Source organism: Modicisalibacter sp. MOD 31.J, from assembly GCF_020147985.1.
Lineage (GTDB): Bacteria > Pseudomonadota > Gammaproteobacteria > Pseudomonadales > Halomonadaceae > Modicisalibacter > Modicisalibacter coralii.
In genome coordinates, this window is record NZ_JAGXFF010000002.1 from 296,155 (window position 1) to 313,914 (window position 17,760).

At 65.7% G+C, this 17,760-nt stretch carries 18 protein-coding genes; 14 read left to right on the forward strand and 4 right to left on the reverse strand.

The features are described from left to right. The first annotated feature begins 17 nt into the window (after positions 1 to 17). From KGR00_RS06945 to ihfA, 9 genes are all read left to right on the forward strand, one after another. Complete coding sequence (locus tag KGR00_RS06945) at positions 18 to 1,175, forward strand: amidohydrolase (RefSeq protein ID WP_129138403.1); 1,158 nt, start codon at positions 18 to 20, stop codon at positions 1,173 to 1,175. A gap of 269 nt (positions 1,176 to 1,444) precedes the next feature. After that, positions 1,445 to 2,329, forward strand: coding sequence for an OmpA family protein (locus KGR00_RS06950; protein WP_129138402.1), 885 nt, complete (start codon positions 1,445 to 1,447; stop codon positions 2,327 to 2,329). A 297-nt stretch (positions 2,330 to 2,626) separates the two neighbouring features. Further along, complete coding sequence (thrS, locus tag KGR00_RS06955) at positions 2,627 to 4,525, forward strand: threonine--tRNA ligase (protein WP_224417220.1); 1,899 nt, start codon at positions 2,627 to 2,629, stop codon at positions 4,523 to 4,525. A 33-nt stretch (positions 4,526 to 4,558) separates the two neighbouring features. Continuing rightward, a complete protein-coding gene (gene infC, locus KGR00_RS06960) occupies positions 4,559 to 5,098 on the forward strand; it encodes a translation initiation factor IF-3 (RefSeq protein WP_267899200.1) in 540 nt (179 codons plus the stop codon). An 84-nt stretch (positions 5,099 to 5,182) separates the two neighbouring features. Continuing rightward, the gene (gene rpmI, locus KGR00_RS06965; protein WP_129138399.1) at positions 5,183 to 5,377 is read left to right on the forward strand and encodes a 50S ribosomal protein L35; all 195 of its coding nucleotides are present in this window, start codon (positions 5,183 to 5,185) and stop codon (positions 5,375 to 5,377) included. A 37-nt stretch (positions 5,378 to 5,414) separates the two neighbouring features. Continuing rightward, positions 5,415 to 5,768 (forward strand): 50S ribosomal protein L20, encoded by a 354-nt coding sequence (gene rplT, locus KGR00_RS06970; RefSeq protein WP_129138398.1) that lies wholly within the window; start codon positions 5,415 to 5,417, stop codon positions 5,766 to 5,768. A 130-nt stretch (positions 5,769 to 5,898) separates the two neighbouring features. Continuing rightward, on the forward strand, positions 5,899 to 6,918 hold the full coding sequence (gene pheS, locus KGR00_RS06975; protein WP_224417219.1) for a phenylalanine--tRNA ligase subunit alpha: 1,020 nt from the start codon (positions 5,899 to 5,901) through the stop codon (positions 6,916 to 6,918). A 26-nt stretch (positions 6,919 to 6,944) separates the two neighbouring features. After that, complete coding sequence (pheT, locus tag KGR00_RS06980; protein WP_224417218.1) at positions 6,945 to 9,329, forward strand: phenylalanine--tRNA ligase subunit beta; 2,385 nt, start codon at positions 6,945 to 6,947, stop codon at positions 9,327 to 9,329. Positions 9,330 to 9,357: 28 nt separating this feature from the next. After that, the gene (ihfA, locus tag KGR00_RS06985; protein WP_129138395.1) at positions 9,358 to 9,660 is read left to right on the forward strand and encodes an integration host factor subunit alpha; all 303 of its coding nucleotides are present in this window, start codon (positions 9,358 to 9,360) and stop codon (positions 9,658 to 9,660) included. Positions 9,661 to 9,741: 81 nt separating this feature from the next. Here the strand turns inward: ihfA and KGR00_RS06990 are convergent, their stop codons facing one another. After that, entirely contained in the window at positions 9,742 to 10,053 is a 312-nt protein-coding gene (locus KGR00_RS06990) for an SCP2 sterol-binding domain-containing protein (protein ID WP_129138394.1), read from the reverse strand. A gap of 140 nt (positions 10,054 to 10,193) precedes the next feature. Here KGR00_RS06990 and sohB point away from each other — a divergent pair, with 140 nt between their 5' ends. Continuing rightward, complete coding sequence (sohB, locus tag KGR00_RS06995; RefSeq protein WP_224417217.1) at positions 10,194 to 11,225, forward strand: protease SohB; 1,032 nt, start codon at positions 10,194 to 10,196, stop codon at positions 11,223 to 11,225. A 9-nt stretch (positions 11,226 to 11,234) separates the two neighbouring features. On the opposite strand, the gene KGR00_RS07000 is transcribed toward sohB, so the two are convergent. After that, positions 11,235 to 11,555, reverse strand: coding sequence for a metalloregulator ArsR/SmtB family transcription factor (locus tag KGR00_RS07000; RefSeq protein ID WP_224417216.1), 321 nt, complete (start codon positions 11,553 to 11,555; stop codon positions 11,235 to 11,237). Positions 11,556 to 11,979: 424 nt separating this feature from the next. Here KGR00_RS07000 and KGR00_RS07005 point away from each other — a divergent pair, with 424 nt between their 5' ends. After that, complete coding sequence (locus KGR00_RS07005) at positions 11,980 to 13,893, forward strand: propionyl-CoA synthetase (protein ID WP_224417215.1); 1,914 nt, start codon at positions 11,980 to 11,982, stop codon at positions 13,891 to 13,893. Between the two features lie 18 nt (positions 13,894 to 13,911). On the opposite strand, the gene KGR00_RS07010 is transcribed toward KGR00_RS07005, so the two are convergent. Beyond that, positions 13,912 to 14,121 (reverse strand): DUF2788 domain-containing protein, encoded by a 210-nt coding sequence (locus KGR00_RS07010; RefSeq protein WP_129138390.1) that lies wholly within the window; start codon positions 14,119 to 14,121, stop codon positions 13,912 to 13,914. Positions 14,122 to 14,249: 128 nt separating this feature from the next. On the opposite strand from KGR00_RS07010, the gene KGR00_RS07015 reads away from it, so the two are divergent. Beyond that, on the forward strand, positions 14,250 to 14,714 hold the full coding sequence (locus KGR00_RS07015; protein WP_224417214.1) for a flavodoxin: 465 nt from the start codon (positions 14,250 to 14,252) through the stop codon (positions 14,712 to 14,714). Positions 14,715 to 14,724: 10 nt separating this feature from the next. Continuing rightward, entirely contained in the window at positions 14,725 to 15,099 is a 375-nt protein-coding gene (locus tag KGR00_RS07020) for a hypothetical protein (protein ID WP_224417213.1), read from the forward strand. Between the two features lie 76 nt (positions 15,100 to 15,175). Here the strand turns inward: KGR00_RS07020 and ppnN are convergent, their stop codons facing one another. Beyond that, positions 15,176 to 16,540: a nucleotide 5'-monophosphate nucleosidase PpnN gene (gene ppnN, locus KGR00_RS07025; RefSeq protein WP_239031346.1), complete on the reverse strand. Its 1,365-nt coding sequence runs from the start codon at positions 16,538 to 16,540 to the stop codon at positions 15,176 to 15,178. 283 nt (positions 16,541 to 16,823) lie between these two features. Here ppnN and KGR00_RS07030 point away from each other — a divergent pair, with 283 nt between their 5' ends. After that, positions 16,824 to 17,741, forward strand: coding sequence for a LysR family transcriptional regulator (locus KGR00_RS07030; RefSeq protein ID WP_224417212.1), 918 nt, complete (start codon positions 16,824 to 16,826; stop codon positions 17,739 to 17,741). Positions 17,742 to 17,760 lie beyond the last annotated feature (19 nt).

Genomic DNA, 17,760 nt, shown 5'->3' on the forward strand with positions numbered 1-17,760 from the left:
CGTTCGGGAGCCTCGTGATGTCGTTGTCGTTGCTGGACACCCCCCTCGCCGAGATTCGCCATGCGCTGCATGCCGCTCCGGAGCTCTCCGGCGACGAGTCGCGAACCGCCACGCGGGTGGCCGACTGGCTCGAGCAGGCCGGTGCCGACCGTGTCCTGCGGGGGCTGGGGGGGCACGGCGTGGCCGGTGTCTTTCGCGGCGCCGAGCCCGGCCCCCGGGTGATGCTGCGCGCCGAGCTCGACGGCCTGCCGATCCGCGAGGCGGCCGGCACGGCCTGGCGCTCGCGTCACGACGCCGTTGCCCACAGCTGTGGCCACGATGGCCACATGAGCGCCCTGCTGGGCGTTGCTCAGCGTCTGGCGCGGCAGCGTCCCCGGAGCGGCGAAGTGGTGCTGCTGTTCCAGCCGGCCGAGGAAACCGGCGACGGCGCCGGGCGGATCGTCGATGCGGCGGCCTTTGCCGAGATTCGTCCCGATTTCGTCTACGCCATGCACAACCTGCCCGGGCGGCCGCTGGGCGAGGTCTCGGTACGCCCCGGGGCGTTCAGCTGTGCCTCCCGCGGCCTCACCGTGCGCCTCAACGGGCTGTGCGCGCACGCCGCGCATCCCGAGCAGGGACGCAGTCCGGCGATGGCGATGTGCCGCATTCTCCAGGGGCTGAAGCGTCTTCCCCAGCAGTTGCCGGACGACCTGGGGCTGGTGATGATCACCCTGATTCACGCCCGGCTGGGCGAGGTGGCATTCGGTACCTCGCCGGGCCAGGCCGAGGTCATGGCCACCCTGCGCACGGCCAGCGACGACATGATGCGGGCCCTCGCCGAGGCCTCGGTATCGCTGGTGCGTGCCGAGGCCGAGGAGGAGCAACTGGGGGTCGAGATCGACTGGAGCGACGTCTTCTCGGCGACCGTCAACGCCCCGGCGGCCGTCGAGGTCATCGAAAGCGTCGCCGGCTCGCTCGACATGCCCGTGCACCGGCTGGACGAGGCGCATCGCTGGTCCGAGGATTTCGGGGTATTGCTGGCTTGCGGCGAAGGGGCGATGTTCACCCTCGGCAGTGGCGAGCAGTGCCGTCCCTTGCATCATCCGGCCTACGATTTTCCCGACGAACTGCTCGAACGGGCTGTGGACCTGTTTCACGGGCTCGTCGAGCATCATCTGGGACGAGCGAGCGCCTGAAGTGTTGTACAAGACTGGTACAGTAAGCGTCATTTGCATCGTTTCATGCATTGCGTCACGATTGTAACTGCTATGATGTAATGCGATTGTCGTTGATGACCGCGGCAAAGAAGGATGGAGAGCACTGGCCGACGGGCGTCGGATGTGCTTTCTTTTCCGGGGAGTGTATGAGAGGACTCATCGCCCCCGAATTATTGGGTTCTAGGCTGTTTTGAACCCGCTGAGTAACGACACGTTACGACGAGCGCTGTGTTAAGAAGGAGTCTTACATGAAGAAATCAACGACTGGCTTGCTGCTTGGTTCCGCTTTCGTGATTGGCCTGTCGGGCTGTGCCAGCTCCGGCACTCAGTCCATGGGCGATACCCAGCAGGATGCTTGGTACCAGTCACCCTTCGTCTGCGGTCTGGCCGGCGGCCTGATCGGCGGCGGCATCGGCTATGCCTCGAGCGGCGATGCCGACGAGGACGATGGCGCAGCCATCGGTAGCGTGGCGGGTGCGACGGCGGGTGCCCTGCTGTGCGCCGACTACGGCAGCAAGGTGGGCGACAGCGACGGTGACGGCGTCCCGGACGATCGTGACCAGTGCCCGAACACCCCGGCGGGTGTCGCGGTGGATGCCGACGGCTGCCCGCTGGACACCGACGGTGACGGCGTACCCGATTACATGGACGAGTGCCCGGGAACCCCGGCCGGTGTCGAGGTGAACGCCTCCGGTTGCCCGCTGGACTCCGACGGTGACGGCGTACCCGACTACATGGACCAGTGCCCGGACACCCCGGCTGGTGCCGAGGTCAACGCGCTGGGCTGTGAAGCCGACGTGGTCCTGCACGACGTCAACTTCGAGTTCGACTCCGCCAAGCTGACCTCTCAGGCCGAGAGCATCCTCGACGGCGTGGCCGACAAGCTGTCAGCCAACGGTCAGGTCCGCGTCCGTGTTGAAGGCTATACCGACTCCATCGGTACCGAAGCCTACAACAAGGACCTGTCTCAGCGTCGCGCCGAGTCCGTCAAGGACTACCTGAACGCTCAGGGCATCGCCTCTGATCGCATGAAGGCCATCGGTTACGGCGAGAGCGATCCGATCGCCACCAACGAGACGGCGGCAGGTCGTGCTCAGAACCGTCGTGTCGAACTGGGTGAGTGGACTCAGTAAGACATCGGCGAGACGACGGCCGGCCAGTCCGGTCGTCGGTTGCGAAGGGGGCGCCAGCGGCGCCCCTTTTTCATGGGTGCGCCGGGCCGGTGCTGCTGGACGTCGCGCCCCGGCAACTGCTAATGTCTGACCTCTCGCGAGCGCCGACGTCCGCCACCGTCTCACGCCGCTGCACGGTCCGACGCCGAGCGGTGGGTGTGTTGGCCGGATGACGATGCTCGCCTCGCCCCAGCCATACACCCTGATTCCGCGACATGTGATCCCTGGTATGGATCACCACTGCGCACGAGGATACCCATGCCCATCGTGACTCTCCCGGACGGCAGTCAGCGCACGTTCGATGCCCCGCTCAGTATCATGCAACTCGCCGAATCGATCGGTCCCGGTCTGGCCAAGGCCTGCGTGGCCGGCAAGATCGACGGCGTGCCGGTCGATGCCGCCGATGTCATCGACCATGATGCCGAGGTGGCCATCATCACCGCGCGTGACCCGGAAGGCCTCGAGATCATTCGTCACTCCTGCGCCCACCTGATCGGGCACGCGGTCAAGCAGCTGTACCCCGATGCCAAGATGGCGATCGGTCCGGTGATCGAGGACGGCTTCTACTACGACATCGACTTCGGTCGTTCGGTGACCCCCGAGGACCTCGAGGCCATCGAGCAGCGCATGAAGGCGCTGATCGACAAGGGCTACGATGTGGTGCGCGAGTACGTCGATCGCGATCAGGCGATGTTGACCTTCCTGCATCGCGACGAGCCCTACAAGCAGGAGATCGTCCGCGAGATTCCCGAAGGCGAGACCATCCGCCTCTATCATCACGAAGAATACACGGACATGTGCCGCGGTCCGCACGTGCCCAACAGCAGCCACCTCAAGGCCTTCAAGCTCACCAAGCTGGCCGGTGCCTACTGGCGCGGCGACGCCGAGAAACCGATGCTGACGCGCATCTACGGCACCGCCTGGGGCGACAAGAAACAGCTCAAGGCCTATCTCAAGCGGCTCGAGGAAGCGGAGAAGCGCGACCACCGCAAGCTGGCGCGCAAGCTCGACCTCTTCCACATGCAGGAAGAGGCGCCGGGCATGATCTTCTGGCACCCGCGGGGCTGGACGCTGTGGCAGGTGGTCGAGCAATACATGCGCAACGTCTATCGCGAGAGCGGTTACCAGGAAGTACGCTGCCCGCAGATCATGGACGTGTCGCTGTGGAAGAAGTCCGGCCACTGGGACAACTACGCCGAGAACATGTTCTTCACCGAGTCGGAGAAGCGCGAGTACGCGCTCAAGCCGATGAACTGCCCGGGGCACGTTCAGGTCTTCAACTCGGGACTGCGCAGCTACCGGGAACTGCCGGTACGCTACGGCGAGTTCGGTGGCTGTCACCGCAACGAACCCTCGGGTGCGCTGCACGGCATCATGCGCGTGCGGGCGTTCACCCAGGACGACGGTCACGTGTTCTGCACCGAGGAGCAGGTCGAAGCCGAGGTCACGGCCTTCCACCGCCAGGCGCTGAAGGTGTATCGCGATTTCGGTTTCGATGACATCGCCGTCAAGATCGCCCTGCGTCCCGACAAGCGGATCGGCGATGACGCCGTCTGGGACCGCGCCGAGTCCGCCCTGCGTTCGGCGCTGTCGGCCTGCGAGGTCGAGTGGCAGGAGCTGCCCGGCGAGGGCGCCTTCTACGGACCCAAGATCGAATACCACATGAAGGACTGCCTGGGTCGCCAGTGGCAGGTCGGTACCATGCAGGTCGACTTCATGATGCCCGAGCGTCTGGGCGCCCAGTACGTCGCCGAGGACGGTGCGCGGCGCACGCCGGTCATGCTGCACCGGGCCATCGTCGGGTCGATGGAGCGCTTCATCGGCATCCTGATCGAGCACTACGCCGGCGCCATGCCGCTCTGGCTGTCGCCTCAGCAGGCGGTGGTGCTGACCATCACCGATGCCCAGCGCGATTATGCCCTTGCCGTCGAGCAACGCCTGCAGAAAATCGGCCTGCGCGTCAAGGCGGACTTGAGGAACGAGAAGATCGGCTTTAAAATCCGTGAACATACGTTGCAGAAGGTCCCGTACCTGTTGGTGGTAGGGGACAAGGAAGTCGAAGCGGATTCAGTCGCCGTTCGTACCCGGAGTGGCGAGGACCTGGGCACCATCACGGTCGATGACCTGATCGCCCGCCTCGAGGCTGAGCGGGGCTGACACGACAACGTTAACCAGAACGGAGACGTAACGATCAAGCGTAATACTCAGCGCGGACGTCCTCAGGACAAGCGCCCTCCCATGAACGACCGCATCCGTGAAGACGAGGTGCGGTTGATCGACAGCGACGGTGAACAGGTCGGCGTCGTGCCCACCAGCGAAGCGCTGGAGCGGGCCGAGGCGGCGGGAATGGATCTCGTGCAGATCTCCAACGCCGACCCCATCGTCTGCAAGATCATGGATTACGGTAAATTCCTCTTCGAGCAGAAGAAGCAGAAAGCGGCTCAGAAGAAGAAGACCAAGCAGATCCAGGTCAAGGAAGTCAAGTTCCGGCCTGGCACCGACGAGGGGGACTATCAGGTCAAGCTCAAGAACCTGACGCGCTTCCTCGAAGGTGGTGACAAGGGCAAGGTCACGCTGCGTTTCAGAGGTCGTGAAATGGCGCACCAGGATATCGGCCGCAAGCTGATGGAACGGATCGCCGCCGATCTCGAGGAACTGGCCAATGTGGAATCCTTCCCCAAGATGGAAGGGCGCCAGATGGTCATGATCCTTGCCCCCAAGAAGAAGTGATCCGACGGCAGTCGAACGGATAGCCGCCAGGGGGCGGCTATCGGCCACGGATTTTCTAAAGAAACCCGAGCGGAGACTCTCTCCATGCCGAAAATCAAGAGTAACAGCGGCGCTGCCAAGCGCTTCAAGAAGACGGCCAACGGCTTCAAGCACAAGCAGTCGTTTCGCAGTCACATCCTGACCAAGAAATCCACCAAGCGTAAGCGTCAGCTGCGCGGCATGAAACAGATCCACGACGCCGACAAGCCGTTGATCCGTCGCATGCTGCCCAACCTGTAACGCCTTGGTCGAATTCATCTAACGTCAGGAGATTGCCATGACTCGCGTCAAGCGTGGTGTGGTCGCACGCCGCCGTCACAAGAAAATCATGAAGCAGGCCAAGGGTTACTACGGTGCCCGGTCTCGTGTGTTCCGCGTCGCCAAGCAGGCGGTCATCAAGGCGGGCCAGTATGCCTACCGCGACCGTCGTCAGCGCAAGCGTCAGTTCCGCGCCCTGTGGATCTCGCGCATCAACGCGGCGGCCCGTCAGAACGGCCTGTCCTACAGCCGCTTCATCGCCGGTCTCAAGAAGTCCGGTATCGAGATCGACCGCAAGGTCCTGGCCGATCTCGCGGTTCACGAAAAGGCTGCCTTTGCCGCTATCGTCGAGAAGGCCAAGGCTGCCCAGTAAATGATGACACCGGCGAGGCCGCTATGGCTTGCCGATGGTTCATCGTGAACGTCGCAGGGGAAGAGCAGCCGCTCTTCCCCTGTTTTTTTGGGGCCTTCGGGCTCCACGACCCAGAATCGGAGCGTAACGGATGGAGCATCTATCCACTCTGGTCAACGAGGCGCGTCAGGCCATTCAGGCCGCCGATACGGTCGCGTCGCTGGACGAGGTCCGGGTTCGCTATCTCGGCAAGAAGGGCGAGATCACCGCGCTGCTCAAGTCGCTGGGCCAGTTGCCGGCCGAGGAACGTCCGCAGGCCGGGGAGCGTATCAATCAGGCCAAGCAGGCGCTCAACGGCGATATCGAGGCGCGTCGGCGCGCGCTCGAACAGGCCGCGCTCGAGGCGCGCCTGGCCGCCGAGCGTGTCGACGTGACCCTGCCGGGTCGCGACCGGGTCGCGGGCGGGCTGCATCCGGTGACCCGCACCCTCGAGCGGATCGAGGGGCTGTTCGCCCATATCGGTTTCGATGTCGCCGTGGGCCCCGAGATCGAGGACGACTACCACAACTTCGAGGCGCTCAACATCCCGGCGCATCACCCGGCGCGGGGCATGGCCGACACCTTCTATTTCGATGCCACCCGGCTGCTGCGTACCCATACCTCGCCGGTTCAGGTGCGCACCATGGAAACCCAGGCACCGCCGATCCGCATCGTCTGCCCGGGGCGGGTCTATCGCAGCGACTCCGACCTGACCCACACGCCGATGTTTCATCAGATCGAAGGGCTGCTGGTCGACGAGGGGGTCAGCTTCGCCGACCTCAAGGGCACCATCGAGGACTTCCTCCACGCCTTCTTCGAGCGCGACGATCTGTCGGTGCGTTTCCGGCCGTCCTACTTCCCGTTCACCGAACCCTCCGCCGAGGTCGACATCCAGTGCGTGATGTGCAGCGGTGACGGCTGCCGCGTCTGCTCGCACAGCGGCTGGATCGAGATCATGGGCTGCGGCATGGTGCATCCCGAGGTCTTCCGCCATTCGGGCATCGATGCCGAGCGCTACACCGGGTTCGCCTTCGGCATGGGGGCGGAGCGTCTGGCCATGCTGCGTTACGGGGTCAATGACCTGCGTCTGTTCTTCGAGAACGATCTGCGCTTTCTGCGTCAGTTCGCCTGAGCGACTCAAGGAGACGGGATCTCAAGATGAAATTTTCCGAACAATGGCTGCGTGAGTGGGTCTCGCCGAGCCTGTCGACGCAGGCCCTGGCCGAGCAGGTCACCATGGCGGGTCTGGAGGTCGACGCCGTGGCCGACGTGGCGGCCGAGTTCTCCGGCGTGGTTGTCGCCGAGGTGATCAGTCGCGAGGCGCACCCCGACGCCGACAAGCTCAGCCTGTGCCGGGTCGACGACGGCTCCGGCGAGCCGGTCCAGGTGGTCTGCGGCGCGCCCAACGTCGCCGCCGGCCAGAAGGTGGCCTTCGCCCGGGTCGGTGCCGTGCTGCCCGGCGACTTCACGATCAAGAAGGCCAAGCTGCGCGGTGCGGAGTCGCGGGGCATGATCTGCTCGGCCTCCGAGCTGGGGCTGGAAGAGGAGACCTCACCGGGCATTCTCGAATTGCCGACCAGTGCGCCGGTGGGCGAGGACTTCCGCGCCTGGATGGGCCTCGACGACCGGACCATCGAGGTCGACCTGACGCCCAACCGTGGCGACTGCCTGAGCGTCAAGGGCATGGCCCGCGAAGTGGGGGCGCTCAATCGCCTGGCCGTTCGCCCGCCCGAGCTGGTCGAGCAGCCGGCGACCCACGAGGTCGTCTTTCCGGTCGCGGTCAGCGCGCCCGAGGCCTGTCCTCGCTACGTGGGGCGGGTGGTGCGCGGCATCGACGTCAGCGCCGAGACGCCGTTGTGGATGGTCGAACGCCTGCGCCGCAGCGGCGTGCGCCCGATCAATGCCGTCGTCGACATCACCAACTACGTGATGCTCGAACTCGGCCAGCCGATGCATGCCTTCGACCTGGCCAACCTCGCGCAGGCCATCGACGTGCGCCACGCCCGTGACGGCGAAACCCTGGTACTGCTCGATGGCCAGGAAGTGACCCTGCGCGCTGACACCCTGCTGATCGCCGATGCCGAGAAGCCGCTGGCGATCGCCGGCGTGATGGGTGGCGAGCATTCCGGGGTCAGCGACACCACCCGTGACGTCTTCCTCGAATCGGCGTTCTTCGCGCCATTGGCGGTGGCCGGCCAGGGGCGGACCTACGGCCTGCACACCGACGCCTCGCACCGTTTCGAGCGCGGCGTCGACCCCGACCTGACCCTGCCGGCGATCGAGCGCGCCACGGCGCTGCTGCTGGCGATCGCCGGCGGCGAGGCCGGGCCGATCAGCGAGACGGTGAGCCCCGATCATCTACCCGCGGCGCGTCGGGTGTCCCTCCGGGCCGCGCGGGTTCAGCAGTGTCTGGACATGGCGATTCCCGACGCGGACGTGGTCGATATCCTCGAGCGACTGGGCATGCGGGTCGTGGACGCTGACGCCGGCGTCTGGCAGGTCGAGGTGCCCAGTTGGCGCTTCGACGTGGCGATCGAGGAGGACCTGATCGAGGAACTGGCGCGCATCTACGGTTACAACCGACTTCCGGTGCGTCGCCCCGCGGCCCGCCTGGCGTTGAGCGCCGATGACGAGGCGCGTCGCCCCCTGGCGCAGCTACGTCGCCAGTTCGTGGCTCGCGGCTACCAGGAGGCGATCAGCTACAGCTTCGTCGCGCCGGACCTGCAGGCGCTGTTGACCCCCGATGCGGTCGCGCCGCGCCTGGCCAACCCCATCTCCAGCGACATGTCGGTGATGCGGGCCAGCCTGTTTCCCGGGCTGGTGAAGGCGCTGATGCACAACCTCAATCGTCAGCAGAACCGGGTGCGGCTGTTCGAGACCGGCCTGGTGTTCCGCGGCGAACTCGATGCCCTGGAGCAGACCGCCATGGTCGGTGCCCTGGTCTGCGGGTCGCGCGATCCCGAAGGCTGGACGGCGGGGCGCGATACGGTCGACTTCTTCGATCTCAAGGGCGACCTGGAAAGCATCCTGGCGATGAGCGGTCAAGGGGCCAACTGGCGCTTCGAGGCACAGCCTCATCCGGCGCTGCATCCCGGTCAGTCGGCGCGGGTCCTGCGCGACGGCGTGCCGGTCGGCTGGATCGGTGCGCTGCACCCGGCGGTGCGCAGCGAGCTGGGGCTCAAGGTCGATGCCTTCGTCTTCGAGGTCGAGCAGGAGGCGCTGGTCGCAGGGCAACTGCCGCGTTTCGTGCCGCTTTCCCGCTACCCGGAAGTGCGTCGTGATCTGGCGCTGGTGGTGGCCGAGGACGTGCCGGTCCAGGCGCTGCTGGATACGCTGCGCGAGCAGGCCGGCGAATGGCTGGCCGATCTGGCCCTGTTCGACGTCTACCAGGGGGCGGGGGTCGCCGAGGGCAACAAGAGCCTTGCGCTGGGCTTGACCTGGCAGCATCCTTCGCGCACGCTGAATGATGAGGAAATCAATCAGTTAGTCGATGCTATCGTTGCCGAGTCCAAGCGTCGTTTCGGCGCCGAGTTGCGAGGCTGATGCCGTCATCCAGCACGAGGGAGTGATCATGGGTGCGTTGACCAAAGCGGAGCTGGCCGAACATCTGCATACCGAGCTGGGCGTATCCAAGCGCGAAGCCAAGTCGATGGTGGAAGCGTTCTTCGAGGAGATTCGCGGCTGTCTGCGCGAGAACGAACAGGTGAAGCTGTCCGGATTCGGCAACTTCGATCTGCGCGACAAGCGCGAACGGCCGGGACGCAACCCCAAGACCGGCGAGGAGATTCCGATTTCGGCGCGCCGCGTCGTGACCTTCCGCCCCGGCCAGAAGCTCAAGGCCCGGGTCGAGGATTACGACGGTCAGCACCCCTGATGCCAGGCTTCCGCACGCATGACGACGAGGGCCCCGCCAAATCGGCGGGGCCCTCGTCGTTGCGGGAAGCGGTAGCGGGGTTCAGGGAAACAGCTGTGACAGCTTGGTCGCCAGCATGACGTTGCCGCTGGCCTTGAGGCGCCCCGACATGAAGGCCTGCATGCCGTTCAATTCGCCCTTGAGGACACCCTTGAGCGTGGCGCTGTCGGTGCTCAGCGTGACCGAGGGATCGTCGTGTTCGCCTTGCTGGATGTCCAGCGTGCCATCCTCGATCTGGAGGTAATAGTCGTCGGCGTCACTGATCAGGAACTGGAAGGTCTCGTTCATGCCCTTGGCGGCCTGGGGATCGAAACGTGCCTTGAGGGTGTCGATGACGCTGGGGGTGTTGCTCATTGCGGCTTCCTGCTATGGGCGATGGTATCGGGGAGCATATTTAAGACACTCGTTTGAAGCAAGCGGGGCGCCGGTAGAGGCCCTTGTCGTTGCTTCGAGCGAGAGTATTCGCAACGCGTAGCCGGAACAAGGAGTCGAGCGTGAACGAATGGTTGTCGGACTATGGGCTGTTTCTCGCGGAAGCGGTGACCCTGGCGGTGGTGGCGGTCGCGGTGATCGCCGTCGCCGCGAAGGGGCGGGGTAGCGGTCAGGCGCGCAGCCGCCTGAGAATCGAGGAACTCAATGGCCGCTATCGGGCCAGGCAGCGGCGCCTGAAACTCGCCACGCTGGACAAGAAGCGACGCAAGCTCGCGCAGAAGGCCTTCAAGCGCGACGACAAGCACAGCGACCGCCAGCGGGGCGGCGAGCGCCGTGCCACGGTCTGGGTCATCGATTTCCATGGCGACATCAAGGCGTCCGGGACCGCCCGTCTGGCGGAGGAGGTCTCGTTGTTGATCGAGGCCTCGGAGCCGGGCGACGAGGTGGTGGTGCGGCTCGAATCGGCGGGCGGGCTGGTCCATGCCTACGGCCTGGCGGCGGCGCAACTCGACCGGCTGCGTCAGGCCGGGGTCTCGACCACGGTGTGCGTCGACAAGGTGGCGGCCAGTGGCGGCTACATGATGGCCTGCTGCGCCGATCGCGTGCAGGCCGCGCCGTTCGCGGTACTCGGGTCGATCGGGGTGGTCGCGCAGCTGCCCAACCTGCATCGGCTGCTCAAGCGTCACGACGTCGATGTCGAACTGCTGACCGCGGGACGCTACAAGCGGACTCTGACGGTCTTCGGCGAAAATACCGAGGAGGGGCGCGAGAAGTTCGTCGATGAGCTCGAGAACACCCACGCGCTGTTCAAGCGTTTCGTCGGCGAGCGGCGACCGGGGCTCGACATCGAGGCCATCGCCACCGGCGAGACCTGGTACGGCAGCGAGGCCGTGGAAAAGGGGCTGATCGATGCCGTGGGCACCAGCGAAGCCTATCTGCTCGAGCGGATGGCCCGTGCCCGGGTGCTGAGTGTCGCCCTGGAGAAGCGCCGCGGGATGGCCGAACGGGTCGGGCTGGCGGCCTCGGTCGGCATCGAGCGAAGCCTCCGGCGGCTCTACGAGACCCTGGAGGCCAGTGGCTGGCAGCGGCGCTGACGCCTGCGGTCAGCCGCTGTTGTAGAGGCCGGCGAGGGTGTCGAGCAGGGTGCGCGCCTGGTCGCCCTGCAGCGAGTAGTAGATCGTCTGCGAGGCACGCCGGGTGGTGACCAGTCCTTCCCGGCGCAGGATTGCCAGATGTTGCGAGAGGGCCGACTGACTCAGTGCCAGGCGGGCATTGAGCTCGGAAACCGACAGTTCGCCATCGTCGAGCAGGCAGAGGATGCGCAGACGGTTCTCGTTGGCCATGGCCTTGAGCAGATTGGTGGCTTGGTTGATCGCCGTACCGCTTCCTTCGAGCAGGATCGCGGTGGGCTGGCGGGTAGTCATTGGCGCCTCCTGGGGTGACGGCCCAGCGGGAGAGGGGCCGGTGCCGCGTCGGTGTTCTTGTCGTGTCTCGTACGCGGTGATCGCGCGGCCGGAAACCGTTAGGCGACTCGCTAATCGTGATCCTGAGCCTATCGGGTCTACCTTCATTACTGATTTAGTGAAACTTCATTCACCGCGCAATCGGGGCGCTGGGGTGGATTTCACGATAAATCAGCGGAGCGTTTGCCGTCATGACGGTCCTTGCGTCTCTTTGTCGACAATTTTGTCACGCGGCTTGTCGCAGATCACGAAGACTCGCTCGCTGTGGCGGTTTTAGGCCATGGTATGAAGGCAAAAGTTCACCCCTGACCTAGAGTGTCAACAATCGTTGTGGCGGCGTCGACCACACGGCTGACAACAACCATCATCAAAGGTCAGGATTTCCATGAGCGCCTATCAGACCGAATACCGACTCGCGATCCAGCAACCCGCTGCCTTCTGGGCGGAGCAGGCTGAGCGCATTCCCTGGTTCAGTCCGCCCGGGACCATTCTCGCGTATGACGAACAGGGTCATGCGCGCTGGTACGGCGACGGCGTGCTGAATACCTGCCACGTGGCGCTCGACCATCACGTCGAGACTGGGCGCGGCGATCAGCCGGCCATTCATTGGGACTCGCCGGTCACCCGGAGCAAGCGGACCCTGAGCTATCGGCAACTGCGCGACGAGGTGGCGCGATTCGCCGGTGCGTTGCGGGAACTGGGCGTGACCAAGGGCGACCGCGTGGTCATCTACATGTCGATGGTCCCCGAGGCGCTGGTCGCGATGTACGCCTGTGCCCGGCTGGGTGCCGTGCACTCGGTGGTGTTCGGCGGTTTCGCGGCGCACGAACTGGCGGTACGCATCGACGACGCCGAGCCGCGGGTGGTGATCGCCGCCTCCTGCGGGGTCGAGGTCGACCGGGTGATTCCCTACAAGCCGATTCTCGACGCCGCGCTGGCGCAGAGTACCCACCGCCCCGAGGCCTGCGTGATCCTGCAGCGGGAAGCGCTGACGGCCGAACTCGGCGATCGCGATCATGACTGGCGCACGGTGATCGAGGCGGCCGAGCCGGCGGCGTGCGTCCCGGTGGCGGCGACCGACCCGCTCTACATTCTTTACACGTCGGGGACTACCGGCAAGCCGAAGGGGGTGGTCCGCGACCATGGCGGTCATGCCGTGGCACTGCACTATTCCATGGAGCGTGTCTACGGCATGTCGCCCGGCGAGGTGTTCTTCTCGGCCTCCGACGTGGGCTGGGTGGTGGGGCATTCCTATATCGTCTATGCCCCCCTGATCTACGGCTGCACCACCCTGGTCTACGAGGGCAAGCCCGTGCGCACGCCGGATGCCGGGGCGTTCTGGCGGCTCATCGAGGAATACCGGGTTCGCGCCTTCTTCACCGCCCCCACGGCGTTCCGGGCGATCAAGAAGGAGGATCCCGACGGCCACTGGCTGGAGAAGCACGACATCGGCTGTCTGCGCACCCTGTTCCTGGCCGGCGAGCGGCTCGATCCGCCGACGTTCTACTGGCTCGAGGACCTGCTGAAGATTCCGGTGATCGACCACTGGTGGCAGACCGAGACCGGCTGGCCGATCGCCGCCAACCTGCAGGGCCTGGAGCCCATGCCGACCAAGGCCGGTTCGGCCACCATGCCGGTGCCGGGGTACGCCGTCGAGGTGCTCGACCCGCACGGCGACAGGGCCGCGGCCGGCGCCCAGGGTAGCGTGGTGATTCGCGAACCCCTGCCGCCGGGCTGTCTGGCCGGCATCTGGCGCGATCCAGGGCGTTTCCAGCGCGCCTATCTGGCCGCCTATCCGGGGTATTACCTGACCGGCGACGGTGGCTATTTCGACGAGGAGGGGTATCTGTTCGTCATGGGGCGCACCGACGACGTGATCAACGTGGCGGGGCACCGGCTATCCACGGGCGAGATGGAAGAGGTCGTGGGCGCGCATCCGGCGGTGGCCGAGTGCGCGGTGATCGGCATCCAGGACGCGCTGAAAGGGCAGGTGCCGATCGCGCTGGTGATTCCCAAGGACGGCTTCGACGGCGATGACGAGGCGCTCGAGCGCGCCCTGGTCGCCCTGGTGCGCGAGCGGATCGGCGGCATCGCCTGCCTCCATCAGGTGCTGGTGGTACCCCGCCTGCCCAAGACCCGCTCGGGCAAGATCCTGCGCAAGCTGCTGCGCAATATCGCCGACGGCGAGGCGTATGGCATGCCGTCGACCATCGACGATCCGGCCAGCCTGCAGGACGTCCACGAGAGCATGATCGAACGCCGAATCGGTGCCGCCGGGCAGGCCCGGCCGGCGGAGTGACGTGCAGCGGCCCTGGCCCTAGAGACCGCCGCCGCTCTCCATCAGATACGTGATCACCACCTTGATCACGAAGGCGAGCAGGCCGGCACCCAGCACCATGAACAGCATCACGCTACCGAAACGGCCCGCGCGCGACTGGCGCGCCAGGTCCCAGATGATGAAGCCCATGAACAGGATCAGTCCGCCGATCATCAGCGGCGTGGCCCAGGTCTCGAAGGTCTGATCCATGCGCTGCGTGCCCCCGGCAAAGCGACGAGTATAGCCGGCCTGCGCCACCGAGGCAGCCCGCCTGCGGCGCTGCCTCGGTGACGTTTCCGTGGTAATATCCGAGCAAATTCCTCAAGCAAGTCCGATACATGCCTACCTTGAAGATCTTCGTCGGTACCGTCTACGGCGGTGCCCTGGATGTCGCCGAGCAGGTCAAGCCGCTGTTCGAAGAGGCCGGCTACGAGGTCGACATCCTCGAGCAGCCCACCCTCGAGGACCTCGTCGATCCGTTGCCCGATCTGGCGCTGTTCTGCACCTCGACCACCGGCAGCGGTGACGTGCCCGGCAATCTGACGCCGTTCGTGCGGGCGCTCAAGGAACGCCCGCCGACCCTGACAGCGCTGCGCTACGGGCTGATCGCGCTGGGCGACAGCTCCTATGTCGATAGCTTCTGCGGCGGAGGGCGCAGTCTCGACGCCCTGCTCGAGGATCTCGGCGCACAGCGGCTCGGCGAACGCCTCGAGATCGATGCCATGGAAACCTTCATGGCCGACGACGAGGCCGTTCCCTGGGCGGAGCGCTGGATCGCCGAGCAGCAGCTTCATCAGGCCTGAAGGAGGTGACGTGGTAAGACCCAACCTGATGACGCCCGAGCGGGTCAGCGTGATGGTGGGCGTGGCGATCGCCCTGCTGGCGACCCTGCCGCGCTATCTGCACGCCGCCGGCCAGTCGGATCGCCTGTGGCTGCTGACGGGGGCGCTGGTCGTGGTGCTCGTCGGGGCACTGCTCTCGTGGCGAGTGCTCGAGGCGCCGGCAAGACGCCGACTGCCGGGGCTGTTGACCAGTCTGGCGCTCAGGCTGGTGCTGGGCCTGGCGCTGGTGGCGATCTGGCAGTGGAGCCAGGGCGGGGTCGATCGCCTGATGGTGCTTTCCCACGGCACGGCCCTGGGTCTGCTGGGGCATGCCCTGCTGGTGGGGTGGCGGCGCCGCGGCGCCTGACGGCAAGTCCCTCGACGCCGCCCCGGCCCAGCGACCGGGGCGGTGCATGGCGGCCCGGAGCATTCCGGGTTGTGATTCATTTCAAGGTATAGCAGGGCACGTACTCGCGTCCCGGCAGCTTCATGCGGCCCTGGGTGACGAAGGAGCCGAGCAGGGCGTCGAGGCGTTCCATCAGTTCGGCTTCGGCATGCAGGCGGAAGGGGCCGCGGGCCTCGATCGCGCGGATGCCGGGCTCCTTGACGTTGCCGGCGACGATGCCGGAAAAGGCACGCCGCAGGTTGGCGGCCAGTTCGTGGACCGGCAGCTCACGATGCAGCTCGAGCCCGGCCATCGCCTCGTGGGTGGGCTCGAAGGGCTGCTGGAAGGCCGGCTGCACGTTGAGGCGCCAGTTGAAGTAGAAGGCATCGTTGTGAGCGCGCCGGAATTCGGCGACTTCGTCGATCCCCTCGCGCATGGCGCGGGCCACGCCGATCGGGTCGTCGATGATGATGCGATAGCGCTGGCGTACCGACTCGCCGAGGGTATAGGCGAGGAATTCATCGATGCGCTTGAAGTACTCGGCGGCGCTCGACGGCCCGGTGAGGATCACCGGGAAGGGCGTGTCGGCGTTCGACGGGTGCAGCAGGATGCCCAGCAGGTAGAGGATCTCTTCGGCGGTGCCCACGCCGCCGGGGAAGACGATGATCCCGTGGCCGACCCGGATGAACGCCTCGAGGCGCTTCTCGATGTCGGGCATCACCACCAGCTCGTTGACGATCGGGTTGGGCGATTCGGCGGCGATGATGCCGGGCTCCGAAATGCCCAGATAGCGCCCGTGCTTGCGCCGCTGCTTGGCGTGGGCGACGTTGGCGCCCTTCATCGGCCCCTTCATGGCGCCCGGGCCACAGCCGGTGCAGATGTCCATGTCGCGCAGGCCCAGATGGTAGCCGACGTCCTTGGTGTAGTCGTACTCCTCGCGGGTGATCGAGTGACCGCCCCAGCAGACCACCAGGCTGGGTTCGCGCGAGGATTTCAGGGTGCCGGCGTTGCGCAGGATATGGAACACCGCGTTGGTGGTGCCCTCGCCGGTGGAGAGGTCGAAGCGCGGCTGCTGCTGGATTTCGTTGAAGACGTAGACGATGTCGCGCAGCACCGCCGACAGGTGCTCGCGAATGCCGCGGATCATGCGCCCGTCGACGAAGGCTTCGTCCGGGGCGTTGGTGAGCTTGAGGCGAATGCCGCGGTCCTGCTGCAGCACCTCGATGTCGAAGTCGTGGAAGGCTTCCATCACGGCCAGGCCGTCGTCGGTGGGCGAGCCGCAATTGAGGACCGCCAGCGCGCAACGCCGCAGCAGGTCGTGAAGGCCGTTGGCCGAGGTGTCTCGCAGGCGGTTGACCTCCTGCTGGGAGAGGACCTCGAGGCTGCCTTCCGGGGAAATCGTCGTGGATATCGTTTCGGGCATCTAGGGTTCCTTGTCATGCCGCCCCCGGCGAGGGCGAATCCCTGGCAAGCGTTCGTCAGGCCGATTCTGCCACTCGCCGACAGTGATCTGTCGGGTCCGGGGAAGTGTCTTCGTCGATGCTAACACGCCGCTCTCGTCCCCGCAGCGCTGCGGGGCGCGGGCATTTTTGTTAAGCTTGTGGCGGTGTCCTGATCGGCCTGGGCATGGCCAGCCGTGTCGCCGACCCGGGGGCGTCGCTTGTGCCGCGCCACCAATGACTTCCAGCGAGTGGACCCCTCGATCCATGTTCAACGCCCAGTACTTTCGTACCTTCATCACGCTGGTAGAGACCGGCAGCTTCACGCACACCGCACGCCGTCTGGACATGACCCAGCCGGGGGTCAGTCAGCACATCCGCAAGCTGGAAAAGTATCTCGGCAAGCCGCTGCTCAACCGCCATGGACGACGCTTCACGCTCACCGAGGCGGGGCGGCGTGCCTACGACTACGCCATTCGACTGTTCGCCGAGCACGAACATTTCCGGCATTCATTGGACAACGAGTCCCTGCACTCCGGCGAGTGTCGTGTCGCCTCGCCGGGCAGCATCGGGCTGATGTTCTACCCGTTCATTCTCGGCTATCAGCAGATGCACCCGGGGCTGACGGTGAATTACAGCTTCGCCTTCAACCACGAGATCCTGCAGGACGTGCTGGCCGGGCGCCACGACCTGGGCATCGTCACCGAGCGGGTGCGGCATCCCGAGCTGCACTTCGAGCCGTGGCATCAGGAGCCGCTGTGCCTGGTGGTCCCGGCCGATTTCACCGGGACCTCGCTGCAGGAATTGATGGCGCTGGGCTTCATCAACTATTCGGATGGGCTCAATCACGCCGGTCAGTTGCTGCGCGCCAACTTCGCCGGCGAATTCCGCTCGATGAGCCATTTTCCCCGCCAGGGTTTCACCAACGAGGTCGCCATGGTGCTCGACGCCGTGGCCCGCGGGTTGGGCTTCACGGTGATCTCGCGACTGGTGCTCGAGACCTCGCCCTGGCAGCGTCAGGTCAAGGCGCTGACCCTGCCCAATCAGGTCTACGAATCCCTCTACATCGTCACGCAATCGGGCAGCGATCTGCCGCGCCGTTATCAGCAACTGCTCGACGATTTCCGCGACGAACGGCGCAATACCCTCTACGGCCTGGTCGAGGAGCCCGGTTTCGATATCTGACGTCGAGGCCGGCTGCAAC